The sequence below is a fragment of the Kitasatospora sp. NPDC005751 genome (genome assembly GCF_040630835.1).
GTDB lineage: Bacteria > Actinomycetota > Actinomycetes > Streptomycetales > Streptomycetaceae > Kitasatospora.
In genome coordinates, this window is the sequence record NZ_JBEXYC010000032.1 from 35,118 (window position 1) to 55,764 (window position 20,647).

3 protein-coding genes are annotated in these 20,647 nt (G+C 75.4%); all 3 read right to left on the reverse strand.

Features of this window, described 5'->3' with window-relative positions:
- Nucleotides 1-10: 10 nt before the first annotated feature.
- The 3 genes from ABZ497_RS24840 to ABZ497_RS24850 all read right to left on the reverse strand — a co-directional run bounded on the left by ABZ497_RS24840 (nt 11) and on the right by ABZ497_RS24850 (nt 20,008).
- The gene (locus ABZ497_RS24840) at nt 11-17,200 is read right to left on the reverse strand and encodes a non-ribosomal peptide synthase/polyketide synthase (RefSeq protein WP_359808351.1); all 17,190 of its coding nucleotides are present in this window, start codon (nt 17,198-17,200) and stop codon (nt 11-13) included.
- A gap of 148 nt (nt 17,201-17,348) precedes the next feature.
- Nucleotides 17,349-18,695 (reverse strand): serine hydrolase domain-containing protein, encoded by a 1,347-nt coding sequence (locus tag ABZ497_RS24845; protein ID WP_359808353.1) that lies wholly within the window; start codon nt 18,693-18,695, stop codon nt 17,349-17,351.
- A gap of 104 nt (nt 18,696-18,799) precedes the next feature.
- A complete protein-coding gene (locus ABZ497_RS24850) occupies nt 18,800-20,008 on the reverse strand; it encodes a cytochrome P450 (protein WP_359808355.1) in 1,209 nt (402 codons plus the stop codon).
- Between the last annotated feature and the right edge of the window lie 639 nt (nt 20,009-20,647).

Genomic DNA, 20,647 nt, shown 5'->3' on the forward strand with positions numbered 1-20,647 from the left:
CGTCGGGTCCTCACCGTTCGTCGTCGTCGTCGGGGCCGCCGTACGCGGCGTCTTCGAGCTCGCTCAGCACCTGCTCCTCCACCAGCTCCGCCAGGGCGGCCACGGTGCGGGAGACCAGGATGTCGCGGGGGGTGAGCGTGACGCCGAAGGCGTCGTTGGCGCGGGAGGCGATCAGCAGGGCGCGCATCGAGTCGCCGCCCAGCAGGAAGTAGTCGTCCTCCACGCCCACGGCCGTCCGCAGGCTCTCCTCCCAGATGGCCGCCACCGCCTCCTCCGTGGGCGTGCGGGGCGCCACGTGGCCGGCCTGCCCCCACTCGACGGGGGCGGGCACGGGCAGGGCCGTCCGGTCGGTCTTGCCGCTCTCGGTGAGCGGGAAGGCGTCCAGGACCGCGAACGCCGAGGGGACCATGTAGCCCGGCAGGGAGCGGGCGGCCAGCGCGCGCAGCTCGGCGCCGGACGGCGCGTCGCCGCCGGGGCCCGCGAGCAGGTGGGCGACCAGGCGAGGCTGCCCCGGCTCGTCCTCCCGCACGCTCACCACGGCGTCCAGGACGGACGGGTGGCGCACCAGGACCGCCTCGACCTCGCCCGCCTCGATCCGGTGTCCGCGCAGCTTGAGCTGGTGGTCCGTGCGGCCCAGGTAGTGCAGCTCGCCTCGGGAGTCGCGGCGCACCCGGTCGCCGGTGCGGTACATCCGGGTGCCGGGCGGACCGAACGGGTCGGCCGTGAACCGCGCCGCGGTCAGCCCCGGCCGGCCCAGGTAGCCGCGGGCCAGGGCCGGTCCGCTCAGCCACAGTTCGCCGGGCACGCCGTCGGCCACCGGCCGCAGCCGCGCGTCCAGGACGTAGGCCCCGGTGGCGGGCAGCGGGCGGCCGATGGGCGGCGCGGCGCCGTCCGGCTCCAGCGGCGCGGACCAGGTGGCGACGACGGTGGCCTCGGTGGGCCCGTAGGAGTTGACCATGCGGTGCCGCGGGGCCCACCGGGCCACCAGGTCGGCGCTGCACGCGTCGGCGCCGACCACCAGCGTCTTGAGGTCCGGCAGCGTGCCCGGGGTGCCGGGCGGCAGGGTGGCCAGGGCGGCCGGGGGCAGCAGGGTATGGGTGATCCGCTCCTCCCGCAGCACCTGGGCGAGCGAGGTGCCGAGCAGCGGACCGGGAGCGGGGACCACCAGCCGGGCTCCGTGCGGGAGGGACATGCACAGTTCGAGCACGGAGGCGTCGAAGCTGGGGGTGGCGAAGGCCAGCACCCGGTCCCCCGGGGCCACTTGGTAGTGCTCGGCCTCGGCCGCGGCGAACACCGCGAGCCCGCGGTGGGTGAGGACGACGCCCTTGGGGGTACCGGTGGAGCCGGAGGTGTAGATCACGTAGGCCGGGTCGTCCAGGTCCAGCGGGCGGCTGCGGTCGGCGTCGGTGGGCCGGCGGTCGGGCGTGCCGTCCGCCGGCGCGGCCAGCAGGCCGGCCACCTCCTTGGCATCGAGGGTGAGCGCGGGAGCCGCGTCGCGCAGCATCAGCTCGACCCGTTCGTCCGGATAGGTGGGGTCGACCGGCAGGAACGCGGCGCCGGTCTTCGCCACCGCGAGCTGGGCCAGCACCATGTCCGCCGAGCGCGGCAGCAGCAGCGCCACCAGCTCGCCGGGACCGGCGCCGCGCGCGATGAGCCGGTGCGCCAGCCGGTTGGCGTGCGCCTCGACCTCGGCGAAGGACAGCTCCAGGCCCGGGGCGGCCAGCGCCGGTGCGTCCGGCCGGCGGTCCACGGCGGCCTCCACCAGGGCGGGCAGCGTGGCCCGGGGCGCCGGGTCGAGCGGCGGTCGCACCGGCCCGTGCAGCAGCCGGGTCCGCTCCCTGGGCGGCAGCACGTCGATGTCGTCCAGCCGGCCGGCGCCGTCCGAGGCGGCCAGCGCGGACAGCGTGTGCAGCAGCTGGGCGGCCAGCGAGCCGGCCGTGCCGGGATCGAAGTACCGCGGGTCGTAGCCGAGTTCCACACTGAGCCGGTCACCGGGTGAAACCACCACGGTGAGCGGGTAGTTGGTGGCCTCCCGGGCCTCCAGGTCGCGGATCAGCAGTCCGTGCGCGCCGGCCGTCGCATCGCCCACCGGGTAGTTCTCGAACACGATCAGACTGTCGAACATCGCCGTGCCGGGCGGCAGTTCGCTGAGGGCCTGGATCTCGCTCAGCGGCAGGTGGTCGAACCGGCGGTCCTCGGCCCGGGCCTCCTGCACCGCGCGCAGCCACCCGTCGCAGCTCGCGCCGCCGTCGACGGTGACGCGGGCGGGCAGCGTGGTGATGAAGAGGCCGATGATGGTGTCCGCGCCGACCAGGTCGGCCGGCCGCCCGGAGACGGTGGTGCCGAAGCACACCTGCGACTGGCCGCTCCAGCGCGAGAGCAGCAACGCCCAGGCCCCCTGGACCAGGGTGTTCAGGGTGAGGCGGTGGCGACGGGCGAACTCCTGGAGGCGGTGGGTCTCGGCCGCGCCGAGCCGCTGCGACAGCCAGACCCCGGAGCAGGCCGTCGCGTCCTGACCGGGCCTGCGGTCGTAGGGCAGCGCGGTGGGCGTGGCGAGGTCCGCCAGGGCGCCCCGCCAGTGGTCCGCCGCCCGGCCGGTGTCGCGGCCGGCCAGCCAGCCCGCGTAGTCCGCGAAGGGCCGGCGCTCGGGCAGACTCGGCCGCTCGCCGCGGGCGAGCGCCGCGTGGGCGGCCAGCACGTCCGACAGGACCTGGAAGACGCTCCACCCGTCCAGCAGGACGTGGTGGAAGGTCCACACCACCCGCACCGCGTCCGGGCCGAGCCGGACCAGGTCGAGCCGCAGCAGCGGGGCCCGGTCCAGGCCCAGCGGGCGGCCCCGCCGCTCGGCGAGGAACAGTTCCAGCTCCGTCCCGAGCCGCTCGGGCGCCACGGCGCTCCAGTCGTGCTCGGTGACGGGCAGGGTCGCCTGCCGGTGCACCACCTGAAGGGGTACGGGCACGTCGTGCAGCACCACGGAGGTGCGCAGCACCGGTGTGCGGTCGACCACGTGCTGCCAGGCGGCGGCCAGCAGTCGCGGGTCGCGGGCGCCGTCCAGCACGAAGGTGAGCTGCTCGACGTAGAGGCCGCTCCCCGCCTCGTCGAGGCCGTGCACGACCATGCCGGTCTGGGTCGGCGTGAGCGGGTAGATCTCCACCACCTCCCGCCCGGTGCCCGCCAGCCGGTCGACGGCCGGCTGGTCCAGCGGAGCCAGCGGGAAGTCGGAGGGCGTGCGGCCCCCGGCGCCGGGCTCGGCGCAGTGGCGGATGATCGCCCGCAGCTCGTCGGCCAGTTCGGCCGCCAGCCGGGCGACGGTCTCCCGCCGGTGCACCTCCCGGGAGTACGACCAGGTGAACCCCAGCCGCCCCTCGCTCACCTGCCCGAGGACGTCGAGGAGGTGCGGCCGCTCGGCCGAGGGGTCCATACCGCCGCCGAGCGGGCCGGACGGCGCGTGCAGCAGACCGCCCGGTGGGTGGTTCCGGTCCTGGCGCCCCAGGTAGTTGAAGCCGATCCGCGGCAGCTCCGGCAGCGGCGGTCCCCCGGCGGGCCGCAGGTGGCGAAGCGCGCCGTAGCCGAGTCCGCCGCGCGGCACCGCGCGCAGGCTCTCCTTGACCGCCTTCAGCGCGCCACCGGTGTCCGCGTCCGGGGGCACCTCCAGGGCGACGGGGTACATCGTGGTGAACCAGCCGACGGTCCGGGCGAGGTCGACGTCGTCGAACAGCTCCTCCCGGCCGTGGCCCTCCAGGGCCACCACCACCCGGTCCCGGCCGGTCCAGCGGGACAGCACGCGGCCCAGGGCGCAGAGCAGGACGTCGTTGACCCGGGTCCGGTAGACGTCCGGCACGTCCTGGAGCAGCCGGCGGGTCTCCTCGGCGTCCAGGCCGACGGTCAGCGCCTCCTCGACGGCCCCCGTGTTGGCGCCGTCGAGGTCCCTCGGCAGCACGATCGCGCCGTCCCCGTCGTCGAGGCCCTGCCAGTGGACGAGTTCGTCGTCGAAGCCGCCGGCCGCGGTGTGCGCGGCGAGCCGGCGGGCCCAGGCCTGGAACGAGGTGCTCTTGGCCCCGAGGTCGGGCGTCCGACCTTCGCCCAGGGCGCGATAGGCGCGCTCCAGGTCCTCCAGGATCAGCCGCCAGGAGACGGCGTCCACCACCAGGTGGTGCGCGGCCAGCAGCAGGACCGGGTGCGCCGCGCCGTCGAAGCGGCACAGCGCGGCGCGCAGCAGTGGCCCGCTGCCCAGGTCGAAGCCGTCCGCCAGGTCGGCGGCGGCCTCCCGCAGCGCCGCCGCGAGGACCCGCGGCTCACCGGCGGGCAGGTCGTGCACCCGCAGGCTGACCGGCGCGCCGCCGGGGGCGGCTCCGTACTGGCGCCACTGACCGGGGCCGGTCGGCTCGAACCGGAGGCTCAGCGCGTCGTGGTGGGCCAGCACGGCGGTCAGGGCCGCGCGCAGCAGGGTCTCGTCGGCGTCCGCCGCGAGCTGGTAGGAGACCCCCTGGGTGAAGCGGGCGTCACCGCCCAGGGTGTCGAACAGCCAGTGCTGGACGGGGGTGAGCGGAACCTCGCCCACCACCGCGCCCTGCTCGGCGACGACCGCCGCGACCGGCGCCTCCTCGGCGGCCAGGGCGAGTTCGGCCAGTGTCTGGTGCGAGAACAGGTGCCGGGGGGTCAGCGCGAGCCCGGCCCGGCGGGCGGCCGAGACGATCTGGATCCCCAGGATCGAGTCGCCGCCGAGCGCGAAGTAGTTGTCGTCCGGGCCCACGTCGGGCACACCGAGGACCTCGGACCAGATCGCGGCGAGCAGCCGCTCGGTGCCGGTGCGCGAGGGCCGGTCGCCGGCCGCGGCCGGGGTGGCCCGCGGCGGCTCGGACAGGGTTCCCCCCGGCGCCGGAGCCACCGCCGCCGCGAGCCGTTCGAGGGCCGCGCGCCCGCGCGGCGGGTCCGGCAACGGCACGTCGGCCGGCGACTGTTCGAGGTCCGCCGCGATCGCCGTGAGCAGCGTCGCCAGGCCCGCCCCGAGCGCCTCGACGGTCGCCGCGTCGAAGGCGGCCGGGTCGTACTCGAGGCTGACCGACAGCGCCTCGCCGGGCACCACCACCACGCACAGCGGGTAGTTGGTGGGCTCCACGTCGCGTTCGGCCTCGACGGCCAGGCCGTAACGGTTCACCGCGTCCTCGTCGAACGGGTAGTTCTCGAAGACCACGATGCTGTCGAACAGGCTGGTCCCGCCGGGCACCTCGCTCCAGGTCTGCAGCTGCGCCAGCGAGACGAAGCCGTGGCGCCGGTCCTCCGACTGGGCGGCCTGCAGAGCACGCAGCCACTCCCGTAGCGGGCGCTGTCCCTCGATCCGCACCCGGGTGGGCAGCGTGTTGATGAACAGCCCCACCATCGAGGTCACGCCGGGGAGTTCGGCAGGCCGACCGGAGACGATGGTGCCGAACACCACGTCGTCGCCGCCGCCGCAGCGCGCGAGCAGGAGCGCCCAGGCACCCTGCAGCACCGTGTTGACGGTCAGCCCCGCCTGTTGCGCCGTCTCGCGCAGCCGCGGCGACAGGTCGTCGTCGAGCGCCACGCGCACCGACGCGCCGGAGGAGGCACGGTGGGCCTCGACGGGCCACCGGTCCCGGGGCAGCGGGGTGGCGGCCGGGAATCCGGCGAGGGCCTCGCGCCAGTGCCGCTCGGCCCGGGCGGGGTCCTGCCCGGCCAGCCAGCCCAGGTAGTGGCCGAAGGGAGCCCGCTCGGGCGCCGCCGGCGGGCGCCCGGTGGTGAGGGCGTCGTACCGCTCGCACACCTCGTCGAAGACCTGGGCCGCGCTCCACCCGTCCAGCAGGACGTGGTGGAAGGTCCACACCATCCGCACCCGGGTCGGTGACAGCCGGATCAGGGCGAGCCGCATCAGCGGCGCCGTGCGCAGGTCGAGGCCCGCCTGCCGGTCCTCGGCGACCAGACGGGCCGTCTCGCGCTCGATCCGGTCGGCCGGCCACTGCGACCAGTCGTGGTGGGCCACCGGCACGGCGGCCCACTGCTGGACGACCTGGTGCGGCTCGGCGCTCTCCTCCCAGGTCAGCCGGGTGCGCAGGATCGGGTTGGCGTCCGCGGTCCGCTGCCACGCCTCGGCCAGGGCGTGCGGGTCGGTGACCCCGGACAGCACCAGCTGCACCTGGTTGAGGTAGGTGCGGCCGTCCGGTTCGAGCAGGCTGTGGAAGAGCATGCCGGCCTGCATCGGCGTGAGCGGGTAGACGTCCGCCACGTCGCGCCCGTCCCCCACGATCCGGTCGACGGCCGCCTGGTCCAGACGGGCCAGCGGGAAGTCCGCGGGGGTTCGGCCGCCGGCGTCCGGGTCCACGCAGTGGGCGACGATGCCTTCCAGCGCGGTCACCATGCCGTCCGCCAGCGAGGCCACGGTCCGCTCGTGGTGGCGGCCGGCGCTGTAGTACCAGCTGATCTCCAGGTGGTCGTCCTGGACGCGGGCCACTACGTCGAGCAGGTGCGGGCGCACCGCGCCGGGCGCCTGCGCGCCGTCGAGCCCGCCGGGGACCGCGCGCACCAGCGCGGCACCCTCGTCCGACCAGTCGAACCGGCCCAGGTAGTTGAAGCTGATGCCGGGAGTCGCCGCACCGACCAGCTGGGCGTCCTGGGCGAGGTGGCGCAGCGCGCCGTAGCCCAAACCCCGGTCGGGCACCGCGCGCAGCTGCTCCTTCACGGACTTGAGCGCGGTGCCCCAGTCCCCCTCGGGCACCCGGAGGGCGACGGGGAAGAGCGTGGTGAACCAGCCGACCGTGCGGGACAGATCGATGTCCTCGAAGAACTGGTCCTCGCGCCCGTGCCCCTCCAGCCCGACGGCGACGGTGTCCCGCCCGGTCCATCGGGCGACGACCCGGCCGAGCGCGGTGAGCAGGACGTCGTCGATCCGGGTCCGGTAGGCCCCGGGGACCTTGCGCAGCAGTTCGTCGGTGCGTTCCCGGTCCAGCCGGACCGTCACCGCGCGCACGTCGGCCGCGGTGTTGCCGCCCTCGCTGTCCACCGGCAGCGGCGCCGCGCTGTGCCGGGCGACCGCCGTCCAGTGGGCACGCCGGCCGGCGAACCCGCCGCTCGCCGTGTGCTCGCGCAACCGGCGCGTCCATTCCTGGAACGAGCTCGTCCGGGCGGGCAGGCGCAGCGGCCGACCGGCCGCGGCCTGCCGGTAGGCGGTCTCCAGGTCCTCCAGCAGCACCCGCCAGGAGACCCCGTCGACCACCAGGTGGTGCACGGCCAGCAGCAGCCGGGCGGGCCCGGTGCCGCCAGTGGTGAACAGGCGGGCGGTGAGCAGCGGGCCGGTCTCCAGCCGGAACCCTTCGTGCGCCGCCGCGGTGGCCAGGGCCTCGGCCCGCTCGGCCGCGCCCGGCTCCAGGCCGGCCAGGTCGCAGACTTCGAGCAGCTCGGGCGCGGGGGCGTCCGCCGGGGCGCAGTGCTGGCGGACGCCGCCGTCCGGCTCGGCGGTGAAGCGTGACCGCAGCGCGTCGTGGTGCGCCCAGAGGGCCGTCAGGGCGCGGCGCAGCACGTCCGGGTCGACCTGGCCGGGGGTCTCCACGACCACGCTCTGGTTGAAGAAGCCGGCCTGCGGCGGGCGGGGGTCGAGGTACCAGTGCTGGATCGGCGCGAGGGCGACCTCGCCGCTCACCGGCTCGGTGCCGGCGACGGAGCCCGCCGTGCCGGTCATGACGGCCAGTGCGGCGACGGTGGGGAACCGGAACAGGTCGCGGGGGGTCAGCGCGAGCCCCGCTGCCCGGGCCCGCGAGACGACCTGGATGCTCAGGATCGAGTCGCCGCCCAGCATGAAGAAGTCGTCGTCGACGCCGACCCGGTTCACGCCGAGCAGCTCCGCCCAGATCGCGGCGAGCACCTGTTCGGTCCCGGTGGCCGGTGCCCGGTAGGCGCTGTCTCCGGACGCCGCCCAGTCGGGGGCGGGCAGCCGGCGCCGGTCGACCTTGCCGTTGGCCGTCAGGGGCAGCTCGGGCACCGTGACGAACGCGGCGGGCAGCATGTAGTCGGGCAGGTCGGCCGCCAGGTGGCTGCGCAGGGCCGTGGCGGACGGCGCCGCGGCGCCTTCGGCCGGCACCAGGTGGGCGGCCAGCCGCTTGCGGCCGCCCACCTGGTGGAGCGAGACGACCGCCTCGGCGACGTCCGGGTGGTCGGTGAGGCGCGCCTCGATCTCGGCGGGTTCGATGCGGAACCCGCGGACCTTGATCTGGTCGTCCGCCCGCCCCACGAAGTGCAGTTCGCCGTCGTCGCTCCAGCGCGCGGTGTCACCGGTGCGGTACATCCGCTCCCCCGGCGGCCCGAACGGGTCGGCCAGGTAACGGGTGGCGGTCTCGCCGGGCCGGCCGGCGTAGCCCCGGGCGAGCCCGGCGCCGGCGATGTACAGCTCTCCCACGATGCCGGGCGGTTGCGGCTGGAGCGCGTCGTCGAGCAGGTAGACGCGGGTGTTGTCCAGCGGGCGTCCGATGGGCAGCACCGCGGACAGCGGCTCACCGGCGCGGAAGACCCGGCGGGTGGCGAAGGTGGTCGTCTCGGTCGGACCGTAGCCGTCGACCACGGTCAGGTCGGGGCACGCCTCCAGGACCCGGCGGACCACCGCGCCCGGCACGGCCTCGCCACCGGTCCACACTTCCCGGGCGCCGCGCAGGCAGCCGGGGTCCTCCTGGGCGAGGAGGCGGAAGAGGCCGGCGGTCAGCCAGAGGTGGCGCACACCCTGCTCGGTGACGGCGCGCCGGACCACGGCCGCGTCCAGTTCCACCGGAGGGGCCAGCACGGCCGTGCCGCCGCGCAGCAGGGGCACCCACACCTCGTAGGTGGAGGCGTCGAACGCGTGCGGGGAGTGCACGAGCACCCGGTCGTGGCCGGTGAAGGCACGGCCCAGGGCGAGCGCGGCGACATCGCGCTGGCGCACCGCGACGCCCTTGGGCGTGCCCGTCGAGCCGGAGGTGAACATCAGGTACTGGAGGTTGTCGGGGTGGACCGCCGGACCGTCCTGATCGGGCCGGCCCTCGGCGGCCGCGTCGGGCGTCGGCTCGTCCGGGCGCAGCACGCCGTCGCCGGGGCACAGGTCGCGCGCCGTCGGCTCCCAGTCGGCGTCGGTGAGCACCAGCCCGGCGCCGGCCTCGGCCAGCGTCCGGCGCAGCCGCTCGCGCGGCGCCCGCCCGTCCAGCGGCACGTACACCCCGCCGGTGCGGACCAGTGCCAGTTGGGCGACGATCAGCCACACCGAACGGTTCATCAGCACGCCGACCGGGCGTTCGACCCGGACGCCGAGCGCGGTCAGCCGGCGCGCCAGGGCGGCGGCGCGGGCGTCGAGCTCCCGGTAGCTGAGTCGCTCGTCGCCGGCTTCCAGCGCGACGGCGTCGGGCGTGCGGCGCACCTGTTCGGCGAACAGCTCGGCGACGCTGCGTTCGGGCAGGTCGGTGGCGGTGTCGTTCCAGGCGTGGAGCACCTGGGCGCGGCGCTCCGCGCTCAGCAGCGGCAGCCGGGCGGGCGGACGCTGGGCGCCGTCGGGCATACCCGCCAGCAGGACGGTGAGGTACTCGGCCATCCGCCGAGCCGTGGCGGCGTCGAACAGCTCCGGGTCGTAGCAGAGCCGCAGCGCCAGCTCAGGGCCCGGGTAGGCCACCAGGCTCAAGGGGTAGTTGGTGGTCTCGACACCCTCCAGGCCGCTCAGGCGCAGGCCGTGGGCGGCGGCGAGTTCGTCGTCCACCGGGTAGTTCTCGAAGACGACGATGCTGTCGAACAGGGCGGTCCGCTCGGGAAGGCCGGTGAACGTCCGCATCCGGGTCAGTGGCACGAAGTCGAAGCGCCGGTCCTCGTTCTGCTCCCACTGGAGCCGGCGCAGCCAGTCGACCAGCGTGCCGACCGCCGGCACCGCCGCGCGGGTGGGCAGCGTCGCGATGAAGAGGCCGGTCATCGCCTCGGCACCGGGCAGCTCGGCCGGCCGGCCGGACACCGTGGTGCCGAACACCACCTCGTCACGGCCTGACTGACGCCCCAGCAGCAGCGCCCAGGCGCCCTGGACCAGGGTGTTCAGGGTGAGGCCGGTGGTCTTCGCGAAACCTTCCAGGGCCCGGGTGGCGGACGCGGGCACGCTCACCCGCACGGCCTGGCCGGACTCCGCGTGGTGGCTCTCGCGCGGCTCGCGGTCCCAGGGCAGCGGCGTCGCCTCGGTCAGGCCGCCGAGGCGCTCCCGCCAGTGCTGCTCGGCCTGGTCCCAGTCGCGCTCGCGCAGCCAGGCCAGGTAGTCGCGGTAGGGAGGGCGCTGCGCCGTCCCGTCCGGGACGTCGAGGCCGTCGAGGACGTCCGGAGCGTCCGGCCCCGCCGCGCAGAGCGCCGCGTGGCAGGCGAAGACGTCCGACAGCACCTGGAACAGGCTCCAGCCGTCCAGGATCAGGTGGTGAAAGGACCAGACCACGCGCACCCCGGTCTCCGAGACCCGTGCGAGCACCAGGCGCTGGAGCGGCGCCTGGGCAAGGTCGATGCCGGTCGCGCGGTCGCGGTCCAGCAGGTCGGCCAGCCGCTCGCGGCGCTCCTCCTCGGTCAGCTCGCGCCAGTCCAGGCCGGTGACCGGGACGGGGGCGCGGCGTTCCACCACCAGCAACGGCTCGGGCACGCCCTGCCACCGGACGCGGCCGCGCAGCACCGCGCTGCGCCCGGTCACCCGCTGCCAGGCGGCGGCCAGCCGGTCCGGGTCGGGTACGCCCTCCAGGACGAAGGTCAGCTGCTGGAAGTAGGCGGCGCTGTCGGCCTGGGAGAGGGCGTGGAAGAGCATGCCGGTCTGGGTCGGCGTCAGCGGCAGGACGTCCTCCACGGCGCCCGGCTCGGCTCCCACGACGCGGTCCACGGCGGCCTGGTCGAGCCGGACGAGCGGGAAGTCGGACGGCGTGCGGCCGCCCGCGCCCGGCCGGGCCGCGTGCCGGGCGAGGTCGGCCAGCGCGGTGGCGAACCGTCCGGCCAGCGCCTCGACGGTGGAGGGCAGGTACCGCTGGTCGGAGTAGAACCAGCTGAACTCCAGCGCGTCACCGTCGAGGCGTCCGACGACCTCCAGGGCGTGCGGGCGCTCGACCAGGGGGTCGGCGTCCAGCTCCAGCGGGCGGAAGGTGCCCCGGTACAGGCCGTCCGGGCCGTCCGGGAACGCGATGCGCCCCAGGTAGTTGAAGCTGACCTGCGCCGCCGCGCCCCGCGCCGTCCCGATCCGGCCCAGCCGGTCAAGCACGTCGTGGCCCAGGCCGTGCCGGGGAACGGCCCGCAGCTGCTCCTTGACCTGCTTGAGGACCGCGTCCCAGTCCGCCTGCGCCGGAACGGCGAGGGCGACGGGGTGCCGGGTGGTGAACCAGCCGACGGTACGGCTGATGTCGAGGTCGGGGAAGAGTTCCTCCCGCCCGTGCCCCTCGACGTCGACCACCACCCGGTCCTGCCCGCTCCACCCGCACAGGACCCGGCCGAGAGCGCTCAGCAGCACGTCGTTGACCTGGGTGCGGTAGGTCTCGGGCAGGGTGCGCAGCAGGACGGCGGTGTCGGCGGCGCTCAGGCGCACGGTCACCGAGCGGGCCGAGGCGTAGGTGTCGGCGCCCGCCAGGTCGGCCGGGAGCGGGTCCGCGCGGTCCGGGAGGGCTCGCGCCCAGTAGCCCCGCTCGTCGTCGAAGCCGCCGTCGGCGGCGTGCGCGTGCAGCCGCTGGGCCCACTGCCGCAGCGGCGAGGACTTGGCGGGCAGCGCCGCCGCTCCGTCGCCGCCGTCGCGGCGGGCCCGGTAGGCCCGGTCGAGGTCCTCCAGGAGCACCCGCCAGGAGACGCCGTCCACCACCAGGTGGTGCACGGCCAGGTGCAGGACGGGCGGGCGGCCGGCCCCGCGCTCGTGCAGCACGGCGCGCAGCTGCGGCCCCTGGCGCAGGTCGAAGGGGCCGAAGTGCGGGGTGTCGGTGTCCGGGCCGCTGTGGCGGGCCAGGGCGACCCGGCGGGTCTGCTCGTCGATCCGCCAGCGCGGGTCCGCGCCGTCGGCGGCCCCGAACGATGAGCGCAGGGCGTCGTGGTGAGCGACCAGGTCGTTCAGCGCGTCCTCCAGCGCCGCCGGGTCCAGGTCCTCGGGCAGCCGGACGGACAGCGCCTGGGCGAAGTGGCCGACGCGTTCGGCGCCCGCGTCGAACCACCAGTGCTGGATGGGCGTCAGGGGGCTCTCGCCGGTGGCGGCGACCACGGCGGGGGCGGTCGGCCGCGACCGGTCGGCGGCGTCCGCGCAGCGGGCGAGCGCGGCGACCGTCTGGTGCTGGTAGACGTCCCGGGAGGTCACCGGCAGGCCGGACTGCCGGGCGCGGGCGACCACCTGGATGCTCAGGATGGAGTCGCCGCCGAGCTGGAAGAAGTTGTCCTCCGCGCCGACCCGCTCCACCTGGAGGACGTCCGCCCAGATGGCGGCGAAGGCCCGCTCGCTGGGAGAGCGGGGCTCGACGTGGCCCACGGCGCGCGGGGCCGGTCCCGGAGCGGGCAGCCGGCCGCGGTCGAGCTTGCCGTTGGGGTTGAGCGGGAGGGTCGCCAGCACCAGGACCGCCGAGGGGACGAGGTAGTCGGGCAGCGTGAGAGCGAGCTCCCGGCGTACGGCTTCGGGCTCCGTGCGGCCTCCCGGGACGGGGACGACGTAGCCGACCAGGCGCCGGGTGCCCTCGCTCTCGCGGACGGCGGCGGCTGCCTGCGCCACGCCCTCGCAGCCGCGCAGTGCCTCCTCCACCTCCCCCAGTTCGATCCGGAAGCCGCGGACCTTGACCTGCTGGTCGATCCGGCCGACGTACTCCAGCTCACCCTCGGGGCTCCAGCGGGCCAGGTCCCCGGTGCGGTACATCCGCTGCCCCGGCGCGCCGTACGGGTCGGCCACGAACCGGGCGGCGGTCAGGCCCGGGCGGCCGAGGTAGCCGCGCGCCAGGCCGCCGCCACCGAGGTACAACTCGCCGACCACGCCCGGAGGCTGCGGGCGCAGCGCGTCGTCGAGGACGTAGCCGCGGGTCAGCGCGAGCGGCCTGCCGATCGGCGGTGCCTGCTCCGGCAGCCCGTCGCCCGCGAACCAGGCGGTGGCGTACACGGTGGCCTCGGTGGGGCCGTAGAGATTGGCGATCTCGCACCCGGGCATGACCTCCCGCAGGTCGCGCACCACCTGGGCCGGGAGGGCCTCACCGGCCAGCACGACGGTCCGCGCCTCCACCGGGGCCCCGCCGCCGGCGAGCAGGCGGGAGATCACCGAGGGCACGCCGCTGACCAGCCCGACCTGCCGCCGGCCGGGCGTGTCGGCGAGGGCGGGCAGGTCGGCGACCACCTCGACGCTCCCGCCCGCCAGCAGGGGGCAGAGCAGTTCGAAGACCGACACGTCGAAGTTGAGCGAGGTGGCGGCGATCACGTGGTCCAAGCCGCCCGGACCGAACCGCTCCCCCGCCCAGCCGGCGAGCGCGACGACCGTGCGGTGGGCGACCACCACACCCTTGGGGCGGCCGGTGGACCCGGAGGTGTAGATGACGTAGGCCGGGTGGTCCGGCGCCAGCGGCCCGAGCCGGTCGGCATCCGTCAGATCGGCTTCGTCCCTGCCCGGGGCGTCGGCGAGCTCGTCGAGGATCAGGGGCTCGCAGCCCTCCGGCAGCGCGGCGGCCGTCTGCCGGGTGGCGACGACGAGCACCGGCTCGGCGTCGTCGAGCATCAGCCGGATGCGCTCGGCCGGATAGCCCGGGTCCAGCGGGAGGTACCCCGCGCCCGACTTCAGCACCGCCCAGAGCGCCGAGGGCAGCTCGGCGGAGCGGGGGAGGCAGAGCGCGACCAGCTTCTCCGGGCCCGCGCCCCGGGAGACCAGCAGCCGGGCGAGGCGGTTGGCACGCCGGTTCACCTGGGCGTAGTCCAGTCGCACCGCGTCGCAGACCACGGCGGTCCGCTCGGGGGTGCGGGCCGCCTGCGCCTCGAACAGCTCGGGCAGGGCGACCTCCGCGGTGGTGGGCCCGGTGCGCGCGGGCGGGTTCCACGAGTCGATCAGGGTGCACCGCTCCTGCTCCGAGAGCATCGGCAGTTCGGCCAGCCGCAGCTGCGGGCCGTCCGCCATCGCCGCCAGCAGTCGGTGCAGGTGGCGGGACATCCGGGCCACGGTCGGGGCCTCGAAGAGGTCCGTGTTGTACTCGACGGTCAGGACGCAGCCGCCCCCGGCGTCCGGGGAGAACTCCAGGACCAGGTCGAAGCGTGCGGCGGGTCGCGGCAGCGGGTGTTCTTCGAGGCGCAGGCCGCCGGCGCCCGGCAGGTCGAGGGGGGCCTGCTGGACGACGAGCACCTGCACCAGCGGGGTGCGGCTGGGGTCCCGGGGCGGGGCCAGCTCCTCGACCACCCGGTCGAAGGGCACCCCGGCGTGGACGAAGGCGTCCAGCACGGTCGTGCGCATGTTCTCGACGAACCGGTCGACGGTGACCGTCTCGTCCACGTCACCGCGCAGCACGACCGTGTTCGCGAAGAAGCCCGTCACATCCTCCAGCTCACGGCGCTCCCGCCCGTTGGTGACGGTGCCGAAGGCCACGTCCCGCTGTCCCGAGTAGCGGGAGAACAGCAGCGCGGACGCCCCCGCGAACAGGGTGAACACCGTCGTGCCGCGTCCGGTGGCGAGGTGCCGAAGCCGGGCCACCAGGTCCGCGGGCAGGTGGTGGCGGTGTGCGGCGCCGGAGGTGGTGCGCACCGCGGGCCGCGGCCGGTCGGTGGGCAGGTGCAGGTGCTGCAGCCCGGACAGGTGGCGCTTCCAGTACCCGAGGCTCCCGGCGTCCTCCGCGACCTGCGCGTTCGAGGCTTGACGCCGCTGCTCCCAGACGGCGAAGTCGGGATACTGGAGGGCCGGCACGGGCAGCGCGTCCGGTTCGCCGGAGACCTCCGCGTGGTAGAGCGCGGCCAGTTCGCGGACCAGGACGCCCACCGACCACCCGTCGGTGATGACGTGGTGCTGCCCCAGCAGCAGCAGGTGCTCGTCGGGGGCCAGGCGCACCAGCAGCGCCCGGGCCAGCGGGCCGCCCGTCAGGTCGTAGGGGCGGCTCAGCTCGTCGGTCAGCAACCGCTCGGCGGCCTCCGCGCGCCGCACCGCGGGCAGCTCGCCGAGGTCAGCCGTGCGCAGCGGCAGGGCGGCCTGCTCCGCGATCCGCTGCACGCCCTGCCCGTCGACCGTGTCGAACGTGGTGCGCAGCGAGGCGTGCCGGGCGACCAGGCGCCGCAGGGCCCGGCTCAGCGCCTCGGGGTCCGGTGCGCCGTGCAGCCGCAGGGCCACGCCGGTGTTGTACTCCGTCCCGCCGGCCGTGAGGTCGTCGAGGAACCAGAGCCGTCGCTGGGCGTTGGACAGCGGCAGCGGCACCCCGCGCGGGGCGGCCGGGATCGGCTCGGGCGGCGCGGCGGCGCGGTGCCCGCCCAGCAGCGGGGCCAGGGCCGCCACGGAGCGTGCGGTGAAGACGTCCCGCAGGGTGAGCCGGACGCCCAGTTCGTCCCTGATCCGGGCCAGGGTGCGGGCGGCGAGGATCGAGTCGCCGCCCAGTTCGAAGAAGTCGTCCGTCGCCCCGACCGTGTCGGCGCCCAGCACGTCCGCCCAGATGGCGGCCAGGGTGCGCTCCGGCGCGGTGAGCGGTGCCGCCCGGTCGGCGGACGCCGGGCGGACGGGCGCGGGCAGCGCTCGCCGGTCGATCTTGTTCTGCGAGGTGAGCGGCATCGCCGCCAGCACGACGACGACGGACGGCACCAGCTGGGCCGGCAGCGCGGCGGCCAGGTTCGTGCGCAGCTCCGCCGGGTCGGGGGCCCGCTCCGGGTCGGCCGGGGTGACGTAGCCGACCAGCCGTTCGCGGCCCGGCTCGTCCTCGCGGACCACGACGACGGCCTCCCCGACGGCGGTGTCCCGCCGCAGGGCGGCCTCGATCTCGCCCGGTTCGATCCGGAAGCCTCGGAGCTTCACCTGCCGGTCCAGCCGGCCGAGGAACTCCAGTTCTCCCTCGGCGTTCCAGCGCGCCCGGTCGCCGGTGCGGTAGAGCCGGGCGCCCGGTTCTCCGAACGGGTCGGCGACGAAGCGGGCGGCGGTCAGCCCGGCGCGGTTCAGGTAGCCGCGCGCCACCGCTTCGCCACCGATGTACAACTCGCCTTCCAAGGAACCCGGTTGCGGACGCATCGCCGCGTCCAGCACGTACACCCGGGTGTGCGGCAGGGCCCCGCCGATCGTCGGTGTACCGGCACCGGCCGAGAGCGGCCCGGTCCAGGTGGCCACGATGGTGGCCTCGGTCGGACCATAGGAGTTGATCATGCGTCGGCCCGGCGCCCAGCGGTCGACGAGCGCGGGCGGGCAGGCCTCGGCCCCGACGATCAGTGTGCGCAGCCGGTGGGCGGTGCCCGCAGCGGGGGCGGGCAGCGTCGCCAGCGCGGCCGGCGGGATCAGGGCGTGCGTGATGCCGTGCTCGTCCAGGACGGCGGCGAGTTCGTCGCCCAGCCAGGGGCCGCCCGGGGGCACCACGAGTGTGGCCCCGGACAGCACCGAGATGAAGAGCTCCAGGACGGAGGCGTCGAAGCTGGGCGAGGAGAACTGCAGCACCCGGTCACCGGCCCGCACCGCGTACCGCTCGATGGCGGCCGCGGTGAACCCGCCGATGCCGCGATGGGTGACCGCCACGCCCTTCGGCGTCCCGGTGGAGCCCGAGGTGTAGATCACGTACGCGACGTGGTCGGCACCGACCGCCGGCCGGGGAAGGCCCTTCCCTCCCCCGTCCGCCGCGTCCAGCACGGCGCGCACGAAGCCCGGGTCGTCCAGGGTCACCGCGGGCGCCGCGTCGGCGAGCATGAGAGCGCGCCGCTCGGCGGGGTAGTCGGGATCGACCGGCAGGAAGGCGGCGCCCGCCCTCGCGGTGGCCAGCTCCGCCGCGATCAGCTCCATCGAGCGCGGCAGGACCAGTGCCACCGTCCGCTCCGGCCCGGCCCCGCGCCGCACGAGGTACCCGGCCAGCAGGTCGACCCGTGCCGCCAGCTCCCGGTAGCTCCAGGTGCGCCGGCCGTCGGTCACCGCGGGCGCGTCGGGCGTGCGGGCCACCCAGGTGGCGAACAGCTCGCCGAGCGTCGCACCCCCGTCCACCGGGGACGCCTCGTGCTCGGGCACCCCGAAGGCTTCACCGGCCTGCTGCGGGGTGGGCGCGGGGACGAGGTGGTCGGGCTGGTCGGCCATGGAGATGAGGTCCTTCCGGGCGGGGAGGAGGCGGCGCGAGCGGTTTGCGGGCAGCGGAGTGCGGCCGGGCACGCCCGACGCGTACTCCGGCACCAAGGGCTGAACGGACTGACGAGCTGACAGGCGGACGAGCTGAGGAGGTGCGGGCTCAGGCGTGGCCGGTGCGACGCGCGGTGCGCCCCGCTATCTGCACGCGGTCGATCGCACCGGTGCACGGGTCGCGGTGGAACCGCCCCCCGGCCTCCCGACGGCCGGACCCCGGGTCGACCAGGTCGAACGACAGGTCGGGGTAGCAACGCAGCGGTATCGGCACGTCGCCGTCCACCGACAGCACCGGCGAGCCACCGGGCCCCGGCGCGACGCGGTACCGGGTGTCGCCGTTGGCGTAGGCGCCCGCGCACTCGGGCAGCGCCACCGGCTCGCCCGCTGCGACGGGCTCGACCACGGTGGGCACCCGCACCCCCGCGATCCGCTCCAGGTCCTCGGCGAGGTCCCGCCAGAGCGCCGTCGCCGCACCGGCGTTGCCCGTGAAGGCGACCACCGTGCCGGTGTCCGGTTCGACCCGCAGGTGGCACGAGGTGCCCTGGGCGTTGCCGTCGTGGCCGCACCACAGCTTCTCGTCCTGCCGGAACAGGGCCAGTCCCAGCCCCCAGCCGTCGGCGAGCGCCCCCGGGTCGGCGGCGAGTTCCGCGTGGCGCAACTCCTTGGCGACCACGGGCGGCAGCGCCGCGGTCCGGCCGACCAGGGCGCCGCCGAGCGCGGCGAGGTCTTCGGCGCTCGCCAGCAGGGCGCCGGCCGGCGCCTCCAGCGGAGCCAGGTTCTGCCGGACGGGGCGGACCTGGCCCGTCGCGGTGTTGAGGGCGTGACCGGCCGCGACGGGGCGGGCGGGGGCGGACGGACCCAGGAACGCGGGCACGGTGCCCAGGGGTTCGAGGAGCAGGGCGTCCATCGCCTCGTTCCACGGCATGCCGGTCACCGTCTCCACCAGCCGCCCGGCGGCGACGTACCCGGCGTTGGAGTAGGAGAAGTCGGTCCCGGGCGCGAACAGCGCGCCCTGGGCGGTGCACACCGACGACAGGTAGTGCGCCGCGGTGGTCCGCGCCGCCGCGTCGGAGTCGGGGCCGGTGGACAGACCGCCGGTGTGGCTGAGCAGGTGACGGACCGTCACTTGTGGCAGCTCGCGGAGTTCGGGGAGGTACTCGGCGACCGGGTCGTCCGGGTCGAGGTCGCCGTCCTCGGCGAGGAGCAGCACGAGCGCGGCCGTGTAGGGCTTGGTGAGAGACCCCAGCGGGACGGCGGTGTCCTCGGCGAAGGGAGCGCCGGTGCCGGCGTCGGCCGTACCGGTGTGCACGGAGACGACCTCCGAGCCGTTGTCCAGCACCAGTTGGGCACCGGGCACCCGGTGCAGGCGGGCGAGGGCGTCGAGTCGGTGCTGCAGCTCCCGTCGCTCCGGGAACGGCGCGCGTCTGCGGGTCGGGGCAGTGTTGTACACCATGAGAAGGGACTCCCGTTGATGGCTCTCATGTGCAGGTCCGAACAGTCGGCCGCGGGTGAGCGCGGGCCGACCGGGGTACGGGCGAGGGTGCGGGCGGGTCCGGCCTACGGCCTGACGACCTCGACGGGCAGGTGCCGCACGCCGAGGATCACGGCCGGGTTCTGGTACACGATGTCCTCGTAGGAGGGGACCGCCACGGAGCGGAATCGTTCCTGCAGCAGGCGCAGAGCGATCACCGCCTCCAACCGGGCCAGCGGCGCACCGAAACAGAAGTGGATGCCGTGGCCGAAGGTCAGGTGAGGATTGGGGTGGCGGGTCACATCGAAGACGTCGGGGGCGTGGAAGCGGGCCGGGTCGCGGTTGGCGGCACCGAGATGGGCGATCAGCATGGACTCGGCCGGAAGTTCGTGACCGCCGAGCACCACGGGCCGGGCCACGCGGCGACCCAACTCGGCGAACGGGGGCAGCCAGCGCAGCACCTCCTCGATGGCCGACGGGAGCAGTCCGGGGTCGGCGCGCAGCGCGGCGTCCGTGCCGGGGTGCCGGTCGAAGGTCAGCACGGCGTTGCCCAGCAGCGCGGTCGTGGTGACATGCCCGGCGACCAGCAGCAGGGCGACGAACCCGACCATCTGCTGGTCCTCCAGGCGGACGCCGTCCACCTCGGCGGCGATCAGCCTGCTGGTGAGGTCGTCCCCCGGGTGCGCACGGCGGGCACGGATGTGCTCCAGCATGTACCCGTTCATCTCACGGACGGTGGGGGCGATGGCCTCCAACGCCCGTGACAGGTCCGCCATGTCGGGTGCTTCGCCGAGCTGGTCTCCGCTGAACAGGACGCTCGCCCAGTCCTGGAAGAGCCGGTGCTCGTCGGCCGGCACACCGAGCAGTTCCGCGATGACGATGATGGGCAGCGGGTACGCCAACGCGTCGACCAGGTCGAACCGGTCCTGGTCCGCGACGGCGTCCAGCAGTCGCGCGCACAGCGCCTCGATCCGCGGCGCCAGCCCCTGGACGACCCGCGGGGTGAACGCCTGGCTCACCAGCGCGCGCAGTCTTCGGTGGTGCGGCGGGTCCATGCCAACGAAGTTGCCCTGCCGGAAGACCTCGAAGTCCTCCTGGGTGGGGGCGAGGGAGGAGAGATCCGAGGAGTAGGTCAGCGGATCGGCGAGCACAGCGGCCACCGTCGCGTAGTCCAGGACCTGCCACAGGCCCTGACTCTCCTCGTACCGAACCGCTCCGGCCTCGCGATCGTCCGACCAGCGGTTCGATATCTCCTCCAACAGTAATTCCGGGCTGCCTAACTGACGAGCGGTCACCAGTTCTCCTTGGGTCGGGACTCGCGAGCATCACAGGGTCTGGAACGGGATACGCCGGGTCGGGCCCAGCGGACATGCGCCATCGGGCCGCACCGCGGCGCCCGGCGGGGCACAGCTCTCCCCGGGCACGCCGCTGGGAACGGCCCGGACGGCGGGATCCGGCTGACCCCCTACCGGGGTTCCGGCGTCCGGGCGAAGCGGGGCGACCGAGACGCCCGTCGCAGCCCGGCGCGCCTCAGCGGTCGGCTGTCATCGCGCGCCCCGACCCGCACGGCGAACCAGCCTGACATCGCATTCCCCTCACCCTTCTCCTCTGTGCCACGGCTGCACAGCACCAGCACGCCCCGAGCCGATCGGCCCCCCACGGCGAACCCGCCATAGTCTTCACGGTGAGTCACACCATGGCAACCCCCCGAGGTCGAACCGGAAGGAATTCTCAGGTGCGTCTCGGGCAGGACGCCGATCCGCCGTTCGTCACCCCCGTCTGCCCCGTCAGCGCGCCCTCAACCAGGTCTGCACCGTCTTCGGCTCTGCCTCCCGCGCGGGCGGCTCGACCGGCGGTGCGGGTAGTCGTCGATCGGACTCGCGCCCTCGGCCCCCGCCTCCACAAGCGCACCCCCCATCCGCGTCCGCCGGACC

Bases quoted from the DNA above. Each gene is read 5' to 3' on its own strand.
- ABZ497_RS24840 (WP_359808351.1), bottom strand. From the start codon at position 17,200: ATGGCCGACCAGCCCGACCACCTCGTCCCCGCGCCCACCCCGCAGCAG.
- ABZ497_RS24845 (WP_359808353.1), bottom strand. From the start codon at position 18,695: ATGGTGTACAACACTGCCCCGACCCGCAGACGCGCGCCGTTCCCGGAG.